16 protein-coding genes and 1 tRNA gene are annotated in these 19,838 nt (G+C 63.4%); 6 read left to right on the top strand and 11 right to left on the bottom strand.

Translation table 11 applies throughout. The features are described 5' to 3' along the window. Positions 1–11: 11 nt before the first annotated feature. The gene (locus AB3X94_RS00625) at positions 12–674 is read right to left on the bottom strand and encodes an RlmE family RNA methyltransferase (protein WP_176124230.1); all 663 of its coding nucleotides are present in this window, start codon (positions 672–674) and stop codon (positions 12–14) included. 197 nt (positions 675–871) lie between these two features. On the opposite strand from AB3X94_RS00625, the gene AB3X94_RS00620 reads away from it, so the two are divergent. Next, a complete protein-coding gene (locus AB3X94_RS00620) occupies positions 872–1,399 on the top strand; it encodes a YhbY family RNA-binding protein (RefSeq protein ID WP_176105539.1) in 528 nt (175 codons plus the stop codon). Positions 1,400–1,600: 201 nt separating this feature from the next. On the opposite strand, the gene AB3X94_RS00615 is transcribed toward AB3X94_RS00620, so the two are convergent. The 7 genes from AB3X94_RS00615 to gloB all read right to left on the bottom strand — a co-directional run bounded on the left by AB3X94_RS00615 (position 1,601) and on the right by gloB (position 11,818). After that, entirely contained in the window at positions 1,601–2,110 is a 510-nt protein-coding gene (locus AB3X94_RS00615; protein ID WP_368610559.1) for a DUF4149 domain-containing protein, read from the bottom strand. Between the two features lie 20 nt (positions 2,111–2,130). Beyond that, complete coding sequence (greA, locus tag AB3X94_RS00610; RefSeq protein WP_176105537.1) at positions 2,131–2,607, bottom strand: transcription elongation factor GreA; 477 nt, start codon at positions 2,605–2,607, stop codon at positions 2,131–2,133. A 152-nt stretch (positions 2,608–2,759) separates the two neighbouring features. Beyond that, the gene (carB, locus tag AB3X94_RS00605) at positions 2,760–6,026 is read right to left on the bottom strand and encodes a carbamoyl-phosphate synthase large subunit (RefSeq protein ID WP_176105536.1); all 3,267 of its coding nucleotides are present in this window, start codon (positions 6,024–6,026) and stop codon (positions 2,760–2,762) included. Positions 6,027–6,194: 168 nt separating this feature from the next. Next, entirely contained in the window at positions 6,195–7,349 is a 1,155-nt protein-coding gene (gene carA, locus AB3X94_RS00600) for a glutamine-hydrolyzing carbamoyl-phosphate synthase small subunit (RefSeq protein ID WP_176105535.1), read from the bottom strand. A 328-nt stretch (positions 7,350–7,677) separates the two neighbouring features. Beyond that, positions 7,678–8,919: a nitrate/nitrite transporter gene (locus AB3X94_RS00595; RefSeq protein ID WP_176105534.1), complete on the bottom strand. Its 1,242-nt coding sequence runs from the start codon at positions 8,917–8,919 to the stop codon at positions 7,678–7,680. A 264-nt stretch (positions 8,920–9,183) separates the two neighbouring features. Beyond that, positions 9,184–10,869, bottom strand: a complete 1,686-nt coding sequence (locus tag AB3X94_RS00590; protein WP_176105533.1) for a transglycosylase SLT domain-containing protein — start codon at positions 10,867–10,869, stop codon at positions 9,184–9,186. A 157-nt stretch (positions 10,870–11,026) separates the two neighbouring features. After that, positions 11,027–11,818, bottom strand: coding sequence for a hydroxyacylglutathione hydrolase (gene gloB / locus AB3X94_RS00585; protein ID WP_368610558.1), 792 nt, complete (start codon positions 11,816–11,818; stop codon positions 11,027–11,029). An 18-nt stretch (positions 11,819–11,836) separates the two neighbouring features. On the opposite strand from gloB, the gene AB3X94_RS00580 reads away from it, so the two are divergent. From AB3X94_RS00580 to AB3X94_RS00560, 5 genes are all read left to right on the top strand, one after another. Beyond that, positions 11,837–12,718: a class I SAM-dependent methyltransferase gene (locus AB3X94_RS00580; RefSeq protein ID WP_368610557.1), complete on the top strand. Its 882-nt coding sequence runs from the start codon at positions 11,837–11,839 to the stop codon at positions 12,716–12,718. Further along, entirely contained in the window at positions 12,715–13,161 is a 447-nt protein-coding gene (gene rnhA / locus AB3X94_RS00575; RefSeq protein ID WP_176105530.1) for a ribonuclease HI, read from the top strand. Before AB3X94_RS00580 ends, rnhA begins: the two co-directional genes overlap by 4 nt. A gap of 82 nt (positions 13,162–13,243) precedes the next feature. Beyond that, positions 13,244–13,978, top strand: coding sequence for a DNA polymerase III subunit epsilon (gene dnaQ, locus AB3X94_RS00570; RefSeq protein WP_368610556.1), 735 nt, complete (start codon positions 13,244–13,246; stop codon positions 13,976–13,978). 48 nt (positions 13,979–14,026) lie between these two features. Next, a tRNA-Val gene (locus AB3X94_RS00565) sits at positions 14,027–14,101 on the top strand. 509 nt (positions 14,102–14,610) lie between these two features. Beyond that, positions 14,611–16,485, top strand: coding sequence for an ABC transporter ATP-binding protein (locus tag AB3X94_RS00560; RefSeq protein WP_184226563.1), 1,875 nt, complete (start codon positions 14,611–14,613; stop codon positions 16,483–16,485). Positions 16,486–16,563: 78 nt separating this feature from the next. Here AB3X94_RS00560 and AB3X94_RS00555 read toward each other — a convergent pair whose 3' ends face one another. The 3 genes from AB3X94_RS00555 to AB3X94_RS00545 form a co-directional block, all read right to left on the bottom strand. Then, the gene (locus tag AB3X94_RS00555; protein WP_176105484.1) at positions 16,564–17,028 is read right to left on the bottom strand and encodes a DUF2214 family protein; all 465 of its coding nucleotides are present in this window, start codon (positions 17,026–17,028) and stop codon (positions 16,564–16,566) included. 150 nt (positions 17,029–17,178) lie between these two features. Beyond that, complete coding sequence (locus AB3X94_RS00550; protein ID WP_176105483.1) at positions 17,179–18,033, bottom strand: hypothetical protein; 855 nt, start codon at positions 18,031–18,033, stop codon at positions 17,179–17,181. A gap of 254 nt (positions 18,034–18,287) precedes the next feature. Continuing rightward, entirely contained in the window at positions 18,288–19,352 is a 1,065-nt protein-coding gene (locus AB3X94_RS00545; protein ID WP_176105482.1) for a glycosyltransferase family 4 protein, read from the bottom strand. Positions 19,353–19,838 lie beyond the last annotated feature (486 nt).

Raw genomic sequence — 19,838 nt, 5'->3', positions numbered from 1 at the left:
TCGCCGCATCCCTACGCGAGACGCTTCAAATGCTTACCCAAAATAAATGTTTCTGACGATTTATCCCGCGACGCCTTCGGCTTGCGGGCTGCCACCACCTTGAATTGGCGCTTGAACTTTTCGACAATCTGACTATATCCGCTGCCGTGAAAGCATTTGACTAAAAGGGCACCATCGGGCTTCAGGTGATTTTGTGCGAATTCGAGCGCGAGATCGCATAAATGCTCGATCCGCGCCGCGTCCGCGATCGCCACACCGGACAGGTTGGGTGCCATATCCGAAATTACAAGGTCTACCTGGCGCGCGCCGACCAACTCTTCCAGCTGGACCAGCACCGAGTCTTCGCGGAAATCCCCCTGGATGAAGTGCACGTCGGCTACCGGCTCCATCGGCAGAATGTCCAAAGCGATGATCGTGCCGTCGATGCCACCTTCGCGTTCCGCGTTGCGCTGCGAGCCGCCGGCCAGCTTGTTACGCGCGTACTGACTCCAGCTGCCCGGCGAGGAACCGAGATCGACGATCACCTGTCCGGGGCGGATCAGCTTGTCCTGTTCGTCGATTTCCTTGAGCTTGTAGGCCGCGCGGGCACGATAACCTTCCCGCTGCGCCATTTTGACGTACGGATCGTTGATGTGGTCGTGCAGCCACGCGGTATTGAACTTGTTTTTTGCCATTAAAGATTGAACTATTGCTGCGTCAAGTCGCGCTTTAGGGGATAATACGCGGTTAATTCGCGCGGCCACCGCCAGACTGGCGGCCATCCGCGATTCTGTTGTTCTGACGCGCATCCTGCTGAATCAACCCGCCCGAATCGCTCGGCGATCGGACGAAAGTGCAGGAGCCGCCATTTTAGTCGAGTCTTCCACTTTCCATGCCAGCCCTCAAAGTCTCTTCCGACCAACGCGCCGAGTTGCGCTCCCAGGCACATGCGCTCAAACCGGTCGTGCTCGTCGGGGCCGAAGGCTTGACCGATGCTGTACTCGCCGAAATCAGGGTGCACCTCGCAGCGCATCAACTGATCAAAATCCGCGTGTTCGGTGATGAGCGCGAGGAGCGCATCGCCATCTACGAAGAGATCTGCGACACGCTGAACGCGGCACCGATTCAGCATATCGGCAAGTTGCTCGTGATCTGGAAGCCAGAATCGGCACAACCGGCGGCAAAAGCGAAGCGCGGCGCGTTGCCGAGCGCCCGTGAAGCGGCAGCTGAAGAAGCCCGGCCGGCCAAGGGCCGCGCACCGCGCATCGTCAAAGTGGTGAAGCCGACCGACGTGCCGATGCGCAAGCCGCGAGCGAAAGCGGTGCTGGTGCGCGGCAATGAACGCGTGACGCAGGGCGGCAACATCAAGCGCGCGAAGAAGCGTCAAACCAGCGCGAAGCGTTCGCATCAGTCGAAGTAAGAGCACACGCGGCGAAGGTGCGGACCGGGTCCGCACCGCGCGTTGGCGGGCTTGGGCGCAAGGCCCGAAACGGCGCCAATGAACCGTAGCTGGCCGCCGGAATAGCGACGATTCGTCGCAACATGAAGTTCATCGCGGGCATCGGTTCGGCATCGACCGGGGAACATAGCGCCGCGTCACACCACCAGCCACCCGCGAGCCTCAGCCCGCCACCTTTCCCGCGACTCCGCGCGCGCCCTTTTCGTCGGCCGCGCTACCGACATGCACCGGCAGCAGCCACACGAGCGCAGCACCTAGCAGGCTCTCGATCAGATAGAACAGACTCGACACGCCATGCAGGATGCCGAAGCGCGTCGCATAAACGGAATGTCCGACGTCTGCGCCCGCCTCGAGCGCCGCGACGCGCATCGCGTTCATGAACGGCTGCAACGCGAAATAGCCAACTAGCACGCATACGAGCATACCGGCGAGCAGCCAGCGCAGGCGGCGATACACGCCACTACCGCGCCGCACGAGCAGATTGGCAAGACCGAGCAGCAAAATACCGCACACGACGCCAATCACTCCCTGAATCCGAAACAGCTGCGCGGCAATGGCACCCGCCGTCATGCGGTCGAGCGACGTGAACAGCACGGGCGCAACCGCGTAGCCGATAGTCAACAGGCTACCGACCCACACCACCGTCAACAGGCGGAATAAACGATGCGGCATCAGAGACAGCGGCGCCATCCTCAGATGTAGCTGACCGCGATGATTTCGTATTCGCGAATGCCGCCCGGTGCCTGCACCGACGCGACGTCGCCTTCCGATTTGCCGATCAGCGCACGCGCGATCGGCGAGCTGATCGAGATCAGGCCGTGGTCGATGTCCGCTTCGTCGTCACCGACGATCTGATATTTGACCGACGCGCCCGACTCGAGGTCTTCGAGCTCGAGCGTCGCGCCGAACACCACGCGGCCGTCCGCTTCCACTTGCGCCGGATCGATCACCTGCGCGCCCGCGAGCTTCGACTCGATTTCGGCGATGCGGCCTTCGATGAAGCCCTGCTTTTCCTTCGCAGCGTCGTATTCCGCGTTTTCCGACAGGTCGCCCTGGGCGCGCGCTTCCGCGATCGAGTTGATCACGGCCGGACGCTCGACCGATTTCAAGCGCTGCAATTCATCGCGCAGCATGTCTGCTCCGCGCTTCGTCAATGGAATAGTGCTCATAAACAACTCTGGAGGCAAAAAACGGCCATAAAAAAAATCACCGCGGTTAAGTGCATTCCGCGAAAGCCGCCGCCCATGGACAGACCCGGGCCACAGCACCTGCGGAACGCCGCTTAACCGCGGCACTTACATCTTGGACAGGTATCGAAGCCTTAGTTTAGGCGAGCGTGGAGTCCTTGTAAATCATAGACTTCCAGGTTCTTCAGATAACGAAGACCCTCCACCGCCGCGCGTGCGCCCGACATCGTCGTGTAGTAGGTGACCTTGTTCGCCTGCGCGCTCATGCGAATCGAACGCGAATCGGCGATCGCCGCGCGCGTTTCGTCGACGGTCGTGAAGACGAGAGCGATCTCGCCGTTCTTGATCATATCGACGATGTGCGGACGGCCGTCTTTTACCTTGTTGACGACCTTGACCGGCACGCCGGCCGCTTCGATCGCGGCAGCCGTGCCCTTGGTCGCGACGATCGGGTAGCCGAGCTCGTGCAGCATGCGCGCGACTTCGACCGCCTTCGGCTTGTCGGCGTCCATCACGGTCAGCAGCACCGTGCCCGACTCCGGCAGACGCGAACCCGCCGCGAGCTGCGACTTGAACAGCGCCTCGCCGAACGTCTGTCCGACACCCATCACTTCGCCGGTCGAACGCATTTCAGGTCCGAGCACCGGGTCGACCGTCGGGAACTTGACGAACGGGAACACCGCTTCCTTCACGCTGAAGTACGGCGGCTCGACTTCCTTCGTCACGCCTTGCGCGGCGAGCTTCTGGCCGACCATCGCGCGCGCCGCGATCTTCGCGAGCGGCAGGCTGGTCGCCTTCGACACGTACGGGACCGTGCGCGACGCGCGCGGGTTCACTTCGAGCACGTAGATGATGTCGTCCTTCGCGCCATCAGCCGCATTTGTTTTGGAAGGCACCTGCTGGATCGCGAACTGCACGTTCATCAGGCCGACCACATTCAGCGCCTTCGCCATCGCGGCCGTTTGGCGCTTCAATTCGGCAACCGTCTCCTTCGACAGCGAATACGGCGGCAGCGAGCAGGCCGAGTCGCCCGAGTGCACGCCCGCCTGTTCGATGTGCTCCATCACGCCGCCGATGAACACGGCGTCGCCATCGGAAATGCAATCCACGTCGCATTCGATCGCGTCGTTCAGGAAGCGGTCGAGCAGCACCGGCGAATCGTTCGATACCTTGACGGCCTCACGCATATAGCGTTCGAGGTCGCGCGGCTCGTGGACGATTTCCATCGCGCGGCCGCCCAGCACGTACGACGGACGCACGACGAGCGGATAGCCGATTTCGTCAGCGAGCTTCAGCGCTTCGTCTTCGGTGCGCGCGGTACGGTTCGGCGGCTGACGCAGGCCGAGGTCTTGCAGCAGCTTCTGGAAACGCTCGCGGTCTTCGGCCGCGTCGATCATGTCCGGCGACGTACCGATGATCGGCACGCCGTTCGCTTCGAGATCGAGCGCGAGCTTCAACGGCGTCTGGCCACCGTACTGCACGATCACGCCGACCGGCTTTTCCTTGTCGACGATTTCGAGCACGTCTTCGAGCGTCAGCGATTCGAAGTACAGACGGTCGGACGTGTCGTAGTCGGTCGACACGGTTTCCGGGTTGCAGTTGACCATGATCGTTTCATAGCCGTCCTCGCGCATCGCGAGCGCGGCATGCACGCAGCAGTAGTCGAACTCGATGCCCTGGCCGATCCGGTTCGGGCCGCCGCCCAGCACCATGATCTTCTTGTTGTTCGTCGGATTCGCTTCGCACTCTTCCTCGTAGGTCGAGTACATATACGCGGTTTTCGTTGCGAACTCGGCGGCGCACGTGTCGACGCGCTTGTACACCGGACGCACGTTCAACTCGATACGACGCGCGCGCACGTCCGCCGGCTTCGCGCCGAGCAGCTTGGCGAGACGCCGATCCGAGAAGCCGCTCTGCTTCAGATACTTCAACTCTTCCTTCGTGAGGCTCGCGAGCGTACGGCCCGCCAGCGCCTTTTCCTTCAGCACGATCTGTTCGATCTGCGCGAGGAACCACGGATCGATCGCGGTCTCTTCGAAGATCTCTTGCGCGCTCATGCCGACGCGGAATGCATCGCCGACATACCAGATGCGATCCGGACCGGCTTCGCCGATCTGGCGGATGATCTCGTCGCGATCGGCGGTCTTTTCGTCGAGACCGTCGACGCCGACTTCGAGGCCGCGAAGCGCTTTCTGGAACGACTCCTGGAATGTGCGGCCGATCGCCATCACTTCGCCGACCGACTTCATCTGCGTGGTCAGGCGCGAATCGGCTTCGCGGAATTTTTCGAACGCGAAACGCGGGATCTTCGTGACGACGTAGTCGATCGTCGGTTCGAACGACGCCGGGGTCTGCCCGCCGGTGATTTCGTTCTTCAGTTCATCGAGCGTGTAGCCGACCGCGAGCTTGGCCGCGACCTTCGCGATCGGGAAGCCGGTTGCCTTCGACGCCAGTGCCGACGAACGCGACACGCGCGGATTCATTTCGATCACGATCATCCGGCCGTCTTTCGGATTGATCGAGAACTGCACGTTCGAGCCGCCCGTGTCGACGCCGATTTCGCGCAGCACCGCGAGCGACGCGTTACGCAGGATCTGATATTCCTTGTCCGTCAGCGTCTGCGCCGGCGCGACCGTGATCGAGTCGCCGGTATGGATGCCCATCGGGTCGAGGTTTTCGATCGAGCAGACGATGATGCAGTTATCCGCCTTGTCGCGGACCACTTCCATCTCATACTCTTTCCAGCCGAGCAACGACTCTTCGATCAGCAGCTCGCGCGTCGGCGACAGGTCGAGACCGCGCTTGCAGATCTCTTCGAACTCGTCGCGGTTGTACGCGATGCCGCCGCCCGAACCGCCCAGCGTGAACGACGGACGGATCACGACCGGGTAGCCGCCGCTGCCGGTTTCCGCGGCGATCTTCGCCTGCACTGCGAGTGCTTCTTCCATCGAGTGCGCGGTGCCCGACTTGGCCGAACCGAGGCCGATTTTGGTCATCGCGTCCTTGAACTTCTGGCGGTCTTCCGCCTTGTCGATCGCTTCCGGCGACGCGCCGATCAGCTCGACGTCGTACTTCGCCAGCACGCCGTGCGCGTGCAGATCGAGCGCGCAGTTCAGCGCGGTCTGGCCGCCCATCGTCGGCAGGATCGCGTCCGGGCGCTCCTTCGCGATGATGCGCTCGACCACTTCCCACGTGATCGGCTCGATGTAGGTCACGTCGGCCGTGTTCGGGTCGGTCATGATCGTCGCCGGATTGCTGTTGACGAGAATGACCTTGTAGCCTTCCTCACGCAGCGCCTTGCATGCCTGCGCGCCCGAGTAATCGAACTCGCACGCCTGGCCGATGATGATCGGACCCGCGCCGATGATGAGGATGCTCTTGATGTCTGTCCGCTTGGGCATAACGCTCTCGCTAATGTATTCCTGAATTCTTTCCGTCGGCGCGCGCCGTTTTCACGTTGCGCGCGCTGTTTGCGGCGCGCCCGCCGCATCGTGCCGCGGGGCGCCGCGGCCGCCGCGAGCCGCTTTCGTTTCCGTCTCGGGCTGGCTTTGCGGCCGGCCTTTAGTGCTTCAAGCCGCTGCGCTCTTGCCGCTCTTCTGCGCGTCCATCAACGCGGTGAAGCGATCGAACAGATACGCGATGTCGTTCGGACCGGGCGACGCTTCCGGGTGGCCCTGGAAGCAAAACGCCGGCTTGTCGGTCAGCGCAAAGCCCTGCAGCGTGCCGTCGAACAACGATACGTGGGTCACGCGCGCGTTGGCGGGCAGTGTGTCGGCATCGACCGCGAAGCCGTGGTTCTGCGACGTGATCACCACGCGGCCGTCTTCGAGATCCTTGACTGGGTGATTCGCGCCGTGGTGGCCAGTCTTCATCTTCATCGTCTTTGCGCCGACCGCGAGGCCCATGATCTGGTGGCCAAGGCAAATGCCAAAGGTCGGAATGCCGCGCTCGATGAACTCCTTCGTCGCCGCGATCGCGTAGTCGCACGGCTCCGGGTCGCCGGGGCCGTTCGACAGGAACACGCCGTCCGGGTTGAGCGCGAGCGCGTCGGCGGCGCTCGCTTGCGCCGGCAGCACGGTGACATGGCAGCCGCGCTCGGCCAGCATACGCAGGATGTTCTGCTTGACGCCGTAATCGAATGCGACCACGCGGTACTTCGGCGCCTTCTGCTCGCCGTAGCCCGTGCCCAAGCGCCATTCGGTTTTGGTCCACTCGTAGGTTTGCCCGGTCGACACGACCTTCGCGAGGTCCATGCCGGCGAGGCCCGGGAACGAGCGCGCGAGTTCGATGGCCTTGGCTTCGTCGTCGGACCCAGCGAGGATCGCACCGTTTTGCGCGCCCTTGTCGCGCAGCAGGCGGGTCAGCTTGCGGGTGTCGATGCCGGCGATGGCGACCACGCCTTCGTCCTGCAGATATTGCGGGAGCGTACGCTCCATGCGGAAGTTCGACGCGAGAACCGGCAGATCACGGATGATCAGGCCGGCGGCATGGACTTTCGTCGCTTCGACGTCTTCGGCGTTCACGCCGACGTTGCCGATATGCGGGTACGTGAGGGTCACGATCTGGCGCGCGTAGCTCGGGTCAGTCAGGATTTCCTGATAGCCGGTGATGGCGGTGTTGAACACGACTTCACCGATGGTGTGCCCGGGGGCCCCGATCGAATAACCACGAAAGACCGTGCCGTCGGCGAGCGCGAGAAGAGCGGGAGAAAATGACGGCAACACGGGAGACTCCTTGGGGGAACACCCTGTTGCCACCTGTCTATCCGATTTCGAGCCGCAGCGGAACACATTCTGGATGCGCGCGCAGACTCGCTCGCGAGCTGCCGGTAACGATGCAAGGGGCGCGATGAGTCCCATTGTGTGGACGACTTCGGCTGGGTGCGGGGCCCTTCTTGCTACGCCAATGGCGCGCGGCGGATGAACGGTATGGGGGAGGTAGGCGCTAGGGTGCGGGTTGATAAGCTCAAACCTTGAAATTATAGCCTGAAACCGCCCTTCCTTCCAAATCTGAGATAGGACGCGGACTTGGGGCGGCGTGCCGCGCGGCCGTTCAGGCTTCCTGCTCCGCGCGCATTTCGCCGGACCCGGCAAGCTGCCGTCCCGGCAATGCGTACCAGATTGCGCTCAGCACCTGCAGCGCGACAAGGATTTCCCACGCGCTCAGATGCGCGACCGCCGGATAGTGCCCGCCGCTCGCCGGCCAGTGAGAAAGCACCGCGCCAACGCCGATCTGAAAACCGAAGATCAGCAGAAAAATAATCAGCGTCAGCGTCGTGTTGACCCGGCCGATCATCTGCGGCGGGAAATGTCGCGCCATCACCGCGTAGCTCAGAATGCCAGTGCCACCGAAGATTCCGTACGCGGCCCACAACAGGCTCGCCGGCAATGGCGCATTGAACATGATCAGCATCTGCGTCAGCACGTATAACGCCATGCCGATGCCGCAGAACGCGTACAACGAGAGACCGCGCCGCTCGAGACTACGCGCCGCCGCGCCGAAACCGACGCACCCCGCCATCATCGCGAAGCCGAGAATCGACACGAGCGCCGCCGCCTCGTGCGGTTCGAAGCCTTGTACGTCGCGCAGCCATGCTCCGACCCACAACGACTGCATCGCGTAGAAAACGCCCTGCGTAACGACCGAGAACGACGCGATTTTCCAGAATGCCGCGCTGCGCAGGATATGCCACGTGCCCTTGAACTGCGCAACGAGGCTCGTCTGGCGATGCGTGTCGCGCGCGTCCGGCGCGAGCGTCCATTGCGCGAGCGCGACCACCACCGTCAGCACCCCGAGCCCGACGCAGACCGAGCGCCAACTGGAGAAGCCGAGCACCCACGTGAGCGGCGAACCGACCATCACGCCGCCGAAACCGCCGATCGCCATCACGAGCCCGTTCATCAATGGCAAACGCGAGACCGGAAAATGCTGCGCGAGCGCCTTGAACGCGGCGCCGAGGCATACCGAGACGCCGACGCCGATCAGCAGCCGCCCGACCATCATCATGCCGAGACTGTGCGCCGCGCCGAACACCCAGATGCCGAGCGCGGCGAAGAGCAGCGTGACGGCCGTCACGCGACGCGCGCCGAAGTGGTCGAGCAGCACGCCAGCGGGGATCTGCGCGCCCGCGAAGCCGAGGAAATACAGACTCGTCAGCACACCCAGATCGGCGGCTGACAGACCGAGATCGCGCGTGATGAACGGCGCGAAACCAAGATTGACGCCTCGAAACACGTAAGAGACGAAGTAGCCGGCGGAAAAAAGCAGAAAGACGCGCAGTTGGGTCGACGACATAAATCCGGAAGAAAACCTGGAAATGGACCTCAAGAACCTTGCCCGAGGTTCCGACGGATCGGGACAGAACGGCGTCCCGCGGCCAACGCGGCCGAAGCACGAACAATAAAGTAAATACGGCAAACCCGCAGGAACCGTCCGCGCAATGAAAAACGCCGTCACCCTGAGGTGACGGCGTTGGATGAACACGGTGCGTGATCGGAGCGCAATCCATGCGCTGCCCCCGCAACGCATGTGGTCACTACCGTGAGAGCCGCTATTGGTCTATTTACCCTTCTTCTTCGCGTTGGCCACGGTCTTCGGGCGGCTCTCAGCCGCGGCCTTCGACGCATTGCCGGGCACCGAGGCCGACACCTTCTCGACCTTGCCCTTGCTGGCAGGCGCCGCCGGTTTGTCACCCTTGCCGCCCGGCTGGGAGACCTTGACGATGGCAGAGTGGCCGCGCCCTTTCTTCTTATCGTAGCGCGAATCGCCGCGTGCGTCTGCGGCATGGACGCCAATCTTCTGCACACTGCCGCCTTGCACATCGGCGGCGATCTTTTCCGGCCCCGGCTCGCTCGGTACCGGCTTGCCGACCGGCACATGCAGCACGACCACCTGGCCGCGCGAAACCTGATCGCGATGTGTCTTGTTCCATGCCTTCAGCTGACCGACCGACACGCCGTAGCGCAGCGCGATGGCGGCCATCGACTGATTGCGGCGCACGCGGATCAGCATCTTCCGCGTGTCGGGCACGTCGGGTTCCATCGCGAGCACCGCGCTTTCGGCGATGTCGGCGCTGATGTCCTCGTCGTCGTCCGAGCCGCGCGGCACGACGATCGTCGAGCCTGGCTTCAGGCGCATGCCGACCGGAATCTTGTTCACTTCCATCAGCGTGTCTGCGTCGACGCCGATCTTCTGTGCGATCGCCGCAGGTGTCGCCCGTGCGTCGACGGTGTAGGTGGTCCAGGACGACAGCGAGCCCGAGTACGTTTTCAGATTGCGCTCGAACGCGGACGCGTTGTCGAAAGGCAACAGAATCTGCGGCTGCGTCGCGCCGAGAATCACCGGCTTCCTGAACGACGGGTTCAGCGAGCGGAACTCGTCGGTCGACATGTTGGCAAGCCGCGCGGCGACGTCGACGTCGATATCGTGCGAGGTCGTGACCGTCACGAAGTACGGGTGGTTCGGAATCGCCGGCAGCGCCAGCCCGTACACCTGCGGGTTCATCACGAGGTTCTTGACCGCCTGCAGCTTCGGCACGTAGTTGCGCGTTTCGTTCGGCATACGCAGGCTCAGGTAGTCGGTCGGCAGACCCGCCGCCTCGTTGCGCGCGATCGCGCGCTGCACGTTGCCCTCACCCCAGTTGTACGCGGCGAGCGCGAGCTGCCAGTCGCCGAACATATCGTGCAGCTTCGACAGGTAGTCGAGCGCGGCACTGGTCGACGCGAGCACGTCGCGGCGCTCGTCCTGCCACATGTTCTGCTTCAGGTTGTAGGTACGGCCCGTGCCCGGCATGAATTGCCACATGCCCGCCGCCTTGGCGACCGACAAAGCCTGCGGGCTATACGCGGACTCGATGAATGGCAGCAGCGCGAGCTCGGTCGGCATATGGCGCGACTCGAGTTCCTCAACGATGTGATAGAGATATTTCTGCGAGCGCTCGGTCATGCGCTGCACGTAATCGGGGCGTTGCAGATACCAGTTGAGCTGCATGTCGACGAGGTCGCTCTGCAGATCGGGCATCTGGAAGCCACGGCGAATGCGGCCCCACAGATCGGCGTCCTGGCTCGTCAACTGATTGACCGAGCCCTGGTCGACATTGATGGTTTCTTTAGCGGTGGCGTTCTTGCGAAGTGCGTCGGCTACGGCTTGCTGGCTGGCGGGGTTATTGGCGGTATTCGTCGTCGGTCCCTGACTCGCGCACGCGGCGAGTGTCAGGACCAATAACGCGCTTAAGATAAATCGCATGAACGTCTCGGTTTCCACAAGGGCTGGAATTTGCAGCCGATAGTACGAAACGTCAACGTTTCCGTCAATTGGAAAATCAAGAAAAAAATCAACCAAATCTGGGGCTTGGCGAATTTTTCCGATTCATCGCGTGAAGAACTGCCGAATGCGCTCCGGATCAACGGAAGCGGTTCTTCCATTCGCGCATCAAGGTGAAGGCCTTCAGCCTGTCAGAGACCGTTTCGTGCAATTGTGCTTCGAGGTTCGACTGGATCGCCGGCTCGTCTGCGCGCAGGAACGGATTGACCGCGCGCTCGTGCGCGATCGTGGTCGGCAGCGTCGGCTGGTGGCGGGAGCGCAGTTCGTTCGCCTTGTCGCGCCACGCCTGCAGTTCCGCGTTGTGCGGCTCGCAAGCGAGCGCGAAGCGGATGTTCGACAGCGTATATTCGTGCGCGCAATGCACTTCGGTTGCGCCGGGCAGCGCGGCGAGCGCATCGAGCGAATTCAGCATCTGCTGCGGCGTGCCTTCGAAAAGGCGCCCGCAACCGCACGCGAACAGTGTGTCGCCGCAAAACACGTGCGGCGTGCCGCGCGTATCGGCCGCCTGGAAATAGGCAATGTGTCCGCTGGTGTGACCGGGCACGTCGAGCACGCTGAATTCGAGTGCGGGTGCCGCGATCGTCACGGGATCACCGCTTTTGAGACGATGCGTAAGGTGCGCGATCGCTTCGCCGGCGGGGCCGTAGACAGGCACGTCCTGGCCGTTCAGCAGGTCGGCCACCCCGCCGACGTGGTCTTGATGATGGTGCGTGAGTAAAATAGCGCTCAGCCGCCAGCCTCGTTGGGCCAGACAGGCGCGCACAGGGGCGGCTTCGCCCGGATCGACGACGACCGCATGGTGTCCGTCGGCAATGACCCAAATGTAATTGTCTTCAAACGCCGGGACCGGCACGTACTCGAGCGCATTCATAGGCGACGCATTTTTAATATGACTGACCGAGCGATTATAGACTGGCCCGCCTGGACCGATTCGCCGCCAGGCCGCTACGTGCTCGACTGGGAGCAAACCCAGCTCGATCGCGTGGTGTCGGACGTGTTCGGCTATCATGCGCTGCAACTCGGCCTGCCGCAGCTCGACGCGCTGCGCGAAAACCGGATGCCGTGCCGCGGCCTCGTGCTCGACGCGGCGAGCGGCGCGAGCGCGCCGTACACGTATCCGCCGGCGGCACGTCGTGGCAGCGCCGGCGGCATCGGCGGCGCGGGCAACCCTGGCGGCGACAATCCCGTCAACGCCGCGCCAGGCGCGTCGGGGCTGCACGCGCCGGCCGGCCGCAGCGCGGTCTGGTGCGACCTGCTCGATCTGCCGTTCGAAGCGCAAAGCGTCGACCTGCTCGTAATGCCGCACACGCTCGAATTCACCAGCGACCCGCATCGGCTGCTGCGCGAAGCCGAACGCGTGCTGGTGCCCGAAGGCCAACTGATCATCCTCGGCTTCAACTCGTTGTCGCTGTGGGGCGTACGGCAATCGATCGGCAAGATGACAGGCCGCCCGTTCGTGCCTTCGGCCGTCGACCTGATCGCGTTCACGCGTCTGAAGGACTGGATCAAGCTGCTCGGCTTCGATCTTGAACGCGGGCGCTTCGGCTGCTATCGTCCGCCGCTCGCGAGTGATCAATGGCTCGCGCGCTACGGCTTCATGGAAGCCGCTGGCGACCGCTGGTGGCCGATTTTCGGCGCAACCTACATGATCAAGGCGATCAAGCGCGTGCGCGGCATGCGTCTCGTCGGGCCGCTCAAAGTGAAAAAGCCCGTGCTCGCGGCAGGCCTCGCGCCCGCCGCCACCCCGAACACACGTAACCACACCGAATGACACCGGACCACATCGACATCTATACCGACGGCGCCTGCAAGGGCAATCCCGGCCCTGGCGGCTGGGGCGCGTTGCTGCGCTTCGGCAACCAGGAAAAAGAACTGTTCGGCGGCGAGGCCAACACGACCAACAATCGCATGGAGCTGATGGGCGTGATTTCCGCGCTCGAGGCGTTGAAGCGCCCTTGCAAGGCGATCGTGCACACCGACTCGCAGTACGTGCAGAAAGGCATCAGCGAGTGGATTCACGGCTGGAAGAAGAAAGGCTGGGTCACCGCGGCGAAGCAGCCGGTCAAGAACGCCGATCTATGGAAGCGGCTCGATGCGCTCGTCGCGCAGCACGAAGTCGAATGGCGCTGGGTGCGCGGCCACAACGGCCACCCGGAGAACGAGCGCGCCGATCAGTTGGCCAATCGCGGCGTGGCGTCGCTCGCCGAGATGTAAGGAGCGTGCGCGCAGCGGCCAACGACGCGCGCCGCCCTCTTCGCTTTTTTACTGCACTTTTTTCGAAGCAGGCTAATCCGACATGCGTCAACTGATCCTCGACACCGAAACTACCGGCCTGAACGCCCGCGGCGGCGACCGGATTCTCGAACTCGGTTGCGTCGAGCTAGTGAACCGCCGACTGACCGGCAACAACCTGCACTTCTATATCAACCCAGAGCGCGACAGCGATCCGGGCGCGCTCGCGGTGCACGGCCTCACGACGGAATTTCTGAGCGACAAGCCGAAGTTCGCGGAGATCATCGACCAGTTCCGCGACTTCATCCAGGGTGCGGACCTGATCATCCACAACGCGCCATTCGACATCGGCTTTCTCGACGCCGAGTTCGCGCTGCTCGGTCTGCCGCCGGTGAGCACGCACTGCGGCGAGATCATCGACACGCTCGCGCAAGCCAAGCAGATGTTCCCCGGCAAGCGTAATTCGCTCGATGCGCTGTGCGACCGCTTCGGCATCAGCAATGCGCACCGTACGCTGCACGGCGCGCTGCTCGACTCGGAATTGCTCGCCGAGGTCTATCTGGCGATGACGCGGGGCCAGGAAAGCCTCGTCATCGACATGCTCGGCGAAGCGCAGACCGGCGACGCTACAGATACGCCGCGTGTAGCGCTCGAATCGCTGGAACTGGTCGTGATCGCCGCGAGCGACGACGAACGCGCCGCGCACGAAGCCGTGCTCGACGATCTCGACAAGGCGATCAAGGGTGCGAGCGTATGGCGCCTTGAACCCGCGCCAGCAACTGATGAGCAAACTGCTTAAAAAAGACTAGACGAACCCCAAGTTCCCTGACATAATCTCAATCTCTTCGGGTGGTTAGCTCAGCGGTAGAGCACTGCCTTCACACGGCAGGGGTCACTGGTTCGATCCCAGTACTACCCACCAGATTCTTGGTGTGTCGATCACCGAAGACAAAAGGGCTTACGCAGCAATGCGTAAGCCCTTTTTCTATTTGCCGGCTCGTGCGCAGCACGAGATTTCACTGGCTGCAGAACCACGTCGTTCCGTAGGTTGGCGAGCACCCCGCACTGTTGCTATATTCGGCAGACGGGCATTCGCCCGGTCCGGCTCTGTCCGGTTTCTCCATCTTGAACCATCTCAGGGAGGCGCCACATGTTCGCAGTGCATCGCGCGCTCCCTCGCATGGTCCCACGACCGTCAGCCCGTCCGCCACGACCGCTGCGACCTTAAACGCCGCAGCGTCGCAGCAGATGCGCAGCCGCCTCGACAGGCGGGCCGCGTTCACTCCAGACAGTCCGTTGTTCCGTTGCCGTTGTTTGCCGCCGTATTTTTTCGCGCGTTCCCGCGCGCATTCCGGCATCCGCTGGCTGTCTACCCTTTTTCGCTTCTGACTGGAACCTCGGCGCGCTCGTGCGTCGCCGGGTCGAAAGCAAATGGCCAACAAAAAACTCGACTTTCGCGGACAAGCCTTCAAGGATGTTCTCGGCTTCACTTTCCGTCACTGGGCCCAACAGCCGTGGCGCATCATCGTGATCGCGGCCCTCGCGCTGTTCACGGCGGGCGCGGACATCCTCACGCCGGTCTTCGCCGGACGTCTGGTGGACGCGATCGCGGCCGGTCCGGCGTCGTCGGCGCCCATCTGGCATCACGCGCTCGAGGCCTTCGGCGTGCTCGCCGCGCTCGGCCTGACCGCGACGCTGCTGCGTCAGGGCGTGTACTTCAACATCATCCGCTTCACGCTGAAGATGATGAGCGAGATCGCCGCACGCGCGTTTCATCGCGTGCAGCGCTTTTCGACCGACTGGCACGCGAACAGCTTCGCCGGCTCGACCGTGCGCAAGATCACGCGCGGCATGTGGGCGCTCGACCTGCTGAACGACACGCTGCTGATCGCGTTGCTGCCGTCGCTGGTGATGCTGGTCGGCGCGACGCTGCTGCTCGGTTCGCGCTGGCCGATGATGGGCGTCGTTGTCGGCATCGGCTCGCTGCTGTACATCGGCGTGACAGTGACGGTGTCGCTGGGCTTCGTCGCGCCGTCCGCGCGTCTCGCGAACGCGTGGGACACGCGCATGGGCGGCGCGCTCGCCGATGCGGTCAGCTGCAACGGCGTCGTCAAGGCATTCGGCGCGGAAGCGCGCGAGGAAGCGCGCCTCGGGTACGTGATCGGCAAATGGCGGCAGCGCACGCGCCGGACGTGGGTGCGCGGCACGCTCAACGGCGGCCTCCAGGGCGGCATGCTGGCCGCGATTCAGGCCGCGATTCTCGGCGTTGCGTTGCTGCTGTGGGCACGCGGCGAAGCGAGCGTCGGCGACATCACGTTCGCATTGACGATGTTCTTCATGCTGCAAGGCTACCTCCGCGACATCGGCATGCACATCCGCAACCTGCAGCGCTCGGTCAACGACATGGAGGAACTGGTGTCGCTCGAAAGCCAGCCGCTCGGCATCGAGGATCGTCCCGGTGCCGGTCCGATCGCGATCCGCAACGGCGAAATCCGCTTCGAGCATGTGTCGTTTCACTATGGCGCGCACAGCCGGCCGCTCTACGACGACTTCTCGATCCGCATCGCGCCGGGCGAGCGCGTCGGGCTGGTCGGTCATTCCGGCTCGGGCAAGACGACCTTCATCAAGCTGATCCAGCGCCTTCACGACATTTCGGGCGGGCGGATCACGATCGACGGCCAGGACATAGCGCAGGTCCAGCAAGCGTCGCTGCGCAGCCAGATCGCGATCGTCCAGCAGGAGCCGGTGCTTTTTCACCGCTCGCTTGCCGAGAACATCGCGTATGGACGGCCCGGCGCGAGCCGCGCCGACATCGAGCGCGCCGCGCGGCTCGCCAGCGCGCATGACTTCATCGCCGCGCTGCCGAACGGCTACGATACGCTGGTCGGCGAACGCGGCATCAAGCTATCGGGCGGCGAGCGTCAACGCGTCGCGATCGCGCGGGCGTTTCTCGCCGACGCGCCGATCCTGATTCTCGACGAAGCCACGTCGAGCCTCGACAGCGAAAGCGAAGTGCTGATCCAGCGCGCGATGGAGCGGCTGATGCAGGGGCGCACCACGCTGGTGGTCGCGCACCGGTTGTCGACGGTGCGCGCGCTCGACCGGTTGCTCGTGCTGGACAAGGGCAAGGTGATCGAGGAAGGCAGCCACGACGCGCTGATCAAACGCGACAACGGCTTGTACCGTCGCTTGTTCGAGCGTCAGGCGCTGGAGTTGATCAAGGGTCTCGGCGAGCCAGAACTCGTGCGCGAGTCGGCAGAGGTCAAGGCCGACCGGGTCGACGATTCTGGCTTGTTGGTCGGCTAGCGCGACGCAGGCCTGCACGAGGGCGCAACGCTTGGCGCGCGCCACCAGCCCGTCGCAATGGAAAGAAGGCCCGCCGCGCTACACCGCGCCGGCGGGCAGTCCGATGCCGCGCGCCATTCCAGTGGCCGCAAACACCATCAGAACCAGCAGCACGGTCTGGATTACGCTGAAATGCGCGTAGGACCGCGCCTTCTTCAGATTCGGCGCCGCGCCGCTGCGGATCGACGCGCGCCAGCGCATCAGGCCAAGCATCGTGGGCACTTCGAGGATCAGGATCAGCACCAGCAACGTCATCTTCACGTGAAAGAGCGGCTCGTGCAGGTAGTAGTCGGCGCCCTTCTCATAGCCGCCGAACACGCGCATCAGGCCGGTCACGATCAGCACCAGCGCGGCGATGCCCCAGCGTGAATCGGCACGAAACACCGAACGCAGCGCGGCGGGCACCGATGCGCGACGCAGCGACCACGTGCGTCTGAGAATCGACGCGAGCGCAAAGCCATAAGCGAGCAGATGAAGGGCGGCAAGCAACCAGCGAACCAGCATAGCGACTCCTGCGAAAGACGCGATACGATCGATGAGTGTCCCACTCGCCCGCCGGCAGGCCGGGCGCCTTGATTGCATTATCGACGAAGCTTCGCTTCGGGATGCGTGCAATGGCCACGCGATGTGACCGATAGCACAAAACGTGCAGCGTCAGACCTGGCGCAGCGTCGTGTCGAGCGCGCGGGCGGCGACGCGATCGCCTTCGGTCGTCAGCGCGGCGCGGAAAACGGTCTGCCGGTTGTGCCCCGCGGCGGCCGGCGAATCCCACAGCAACTCGACCTTCGGACGTACGCCGAACGTGCTGCGCGCCAGCGAGGGCGCCGCGACCGACGGCATCGGCGCCGCCGACGCACCGGCCTTGCCCGCCGCGCCGAACGCAACTGCGGGAGCGGGCGCCGGCGTCGCGCGCGCATCGGAACCGCTCGCCCAGCGCACCGACAATTCGCGCGCATCGTATTGCCCCACCTTGCGCCGCTCGGCCCACACGACGACGGTGCGCGTCACCGGATCGAGCGACACCGCATAGCGGCCGATCGCAAAGCGCCGCGCCGCCACATTGGTGCGCCACAACGGCAGCGGCCGGCAGATCCACAAGACGATCGCATACAGCACCGGCGCCGCGACGAGCCAGCCGTTGGTGGCCGCGACCGCCTGCATCGCGCGACGCCAGCCCGCGCTCGCGACGAACGCGCCGACCGACCACAGCGCAAACAGAAACCCGAGGAACGCGAACAGGCGCAGCGCCTGACGCAGCCATTGCGGCAACGGATGGAACGGACGCTCGGCGACGGCGCGCGCGCCGGGCAGGAAGATCAGCAGGAACAGAAAGACGAGGTTGATACACGCCCACGGTGAAGACGCCATCGCGGTCAGCGCGGTGCTCAGCCTCATCTCGGACATCGAGAAAAGCCAGCGGGCGGCGAGCACGAGACCGATGGCGCGCAACGTAAAAATCGTTCCGGCGCCGGGCGCGGCGTTCGCGCGCGTCTCTTTCGTTCTCGCCAAGGCATCCTCCTGTCGTCGGCGGCACCGCAGCCCAATTTGCGGCACGGCAATTATAGGGATATTACCGAGCCTGGCTCGTTCGCGCCGCGCGGAAACCGGTATTTTCATCGGTGCACCGACGAAAAACGCGGCGCGCATGCAACAACGCCCCGCCGGCAACATGCCGGCGGGGCGTTCAGAGCAGCGAAGGAAGCGTGATTCCTGCTGCCGGCGTCTCATCTACCGCGAAACAACCGCGGCGAATCAACCGCCAATCAGCCCGCGTTGACTTCGCGCAGCACCGTGCGATGCTTGCTGCGCAGCAGGTCTTCGTAGACGGCGACGTAGTTCTTCGCCATCACCTTCGACGTGAAGCGTGCTTCGAACGCCTTGCGCACGCCAGCGCGGGGCAGCGTGTGCAGACGCTTGAGCGCAGCGACCGCGCTGATTTCGTCTTCGACGACGAAACCCGACACGCCGTTTTCGATCACTTCCGGCACCGAACCGCGATTGAACGCGATCACCGGCGTACCGCAAGCCATCGCCTCGATCATCACCAGGCCGAACGGCTCCGGCCAGTCGATCGGGAAGACCAGCGCATGCGCGTTGCCGAGGAACTCACGCTTTTCGGCTTCGCCGATTTCGCCGATGTACTCGACATGCGGGAGCGCCATCAGCGGCTTGATCACTTCTTCGTAATAGGCACGGTCGGCCTTGTCGATCTTCGCGGCGACCTTGAGCTTCATGCCTGCCTGGCCGGCGATGCGGATCGCGCGGTCGAGACCCTTCTCCGGCGAAACGCGGCCGAGGAATGCGAGGTAGCCCGGTTCGACGTCGGGGATCGGCGTGAGCACGTTTTCCGGCAGACCGTGATAGACGGTTTGCAGCCAGTTCGCCTGTTGCAGCGGGATGCGCTGGTTGTCGGAAATCGACACGACCGGCACGTCCTTGAACGTATTGAAGATGGGCTGCAGTTCCGGCAGATCGAGACGGCCGTGCATCGTAGTCAGGAACGGCACCGGCTGACGCGCGAACAGCGAGAACGGGTAGTAGTCGATGTGGAAATGCAGCACGTCGAATTCGTCCGCGCGGCGGCGCACTTCTTCGAGCAGCAGCATATGCGGCGCCATCACGTCGCGGATCGTCGGGTCGAGGCGCAGCGCCTGCGGCCAGAATGCTTCGAGCTTCGCCGAGGTTTGCGAATCACCGCTTGCAAACAGCGTGACGTCGTGGCCCTGCTCGACCAGCGCCTCGGTCAGATTGGACACCACGCGTTCCGTACCACCGTACAGCTTGGGAGGAACCGCCTCGTGCAGCGGAGCGATTTGAGCGATTCGCATATTGACGAACTCCTAGTAAAAAATCAGGCAAAGGTACTGCATTTGGAAAAAGCGACTCGCTTGCTCGCCAGGGCAGTCTGGCCGGAGATACCGGCGCGGGCCTGATTCTTTTGAGAAATCCTGCGATGGATCGCTTGGGTCAAGAGCCCAGACAAGTGGATCAGCGTCTGCGCATGTGCGAGTAAACGCGCATGGGGCACCTACGTTGACAAACTGTCAGAAAATTTGCCGGGGCTAACGAGCACGCATTATCGATGCCCGAATTGTCGCCGCACCGCAACATTTCAAAGTCTTTACGTTGTTACAAACGCGAAACACTTTGCAAACCCTTGTTTTCAAAGACAGTTCTACAGTGTCCAGGAGGTTCGGCGAGGCACGACGTACCGAGCGGTGAACTCTCGCGCATCAAACGTTGCCGGTAGGAATTGCAAAATTGCCACGGCCCGGTTGAATGCAAACTGTAATTATATCTCGAAATTTTCCGCA

The sequence above is a fragment of the Paraburkholderia sp. BR10923 genome, assembly GCF_040948765.1.
Classification (GTDB): domain Bacteria; phylum Pseudomonadota; class Gammaproteobacteria; order Burkholderiales; family Burkholderiaceae; genus Paraburkholderia; species Paraburkholderia youngii.
This window is presented reverse-complemented; position numbering and strand designations above follow the sequence as displayed.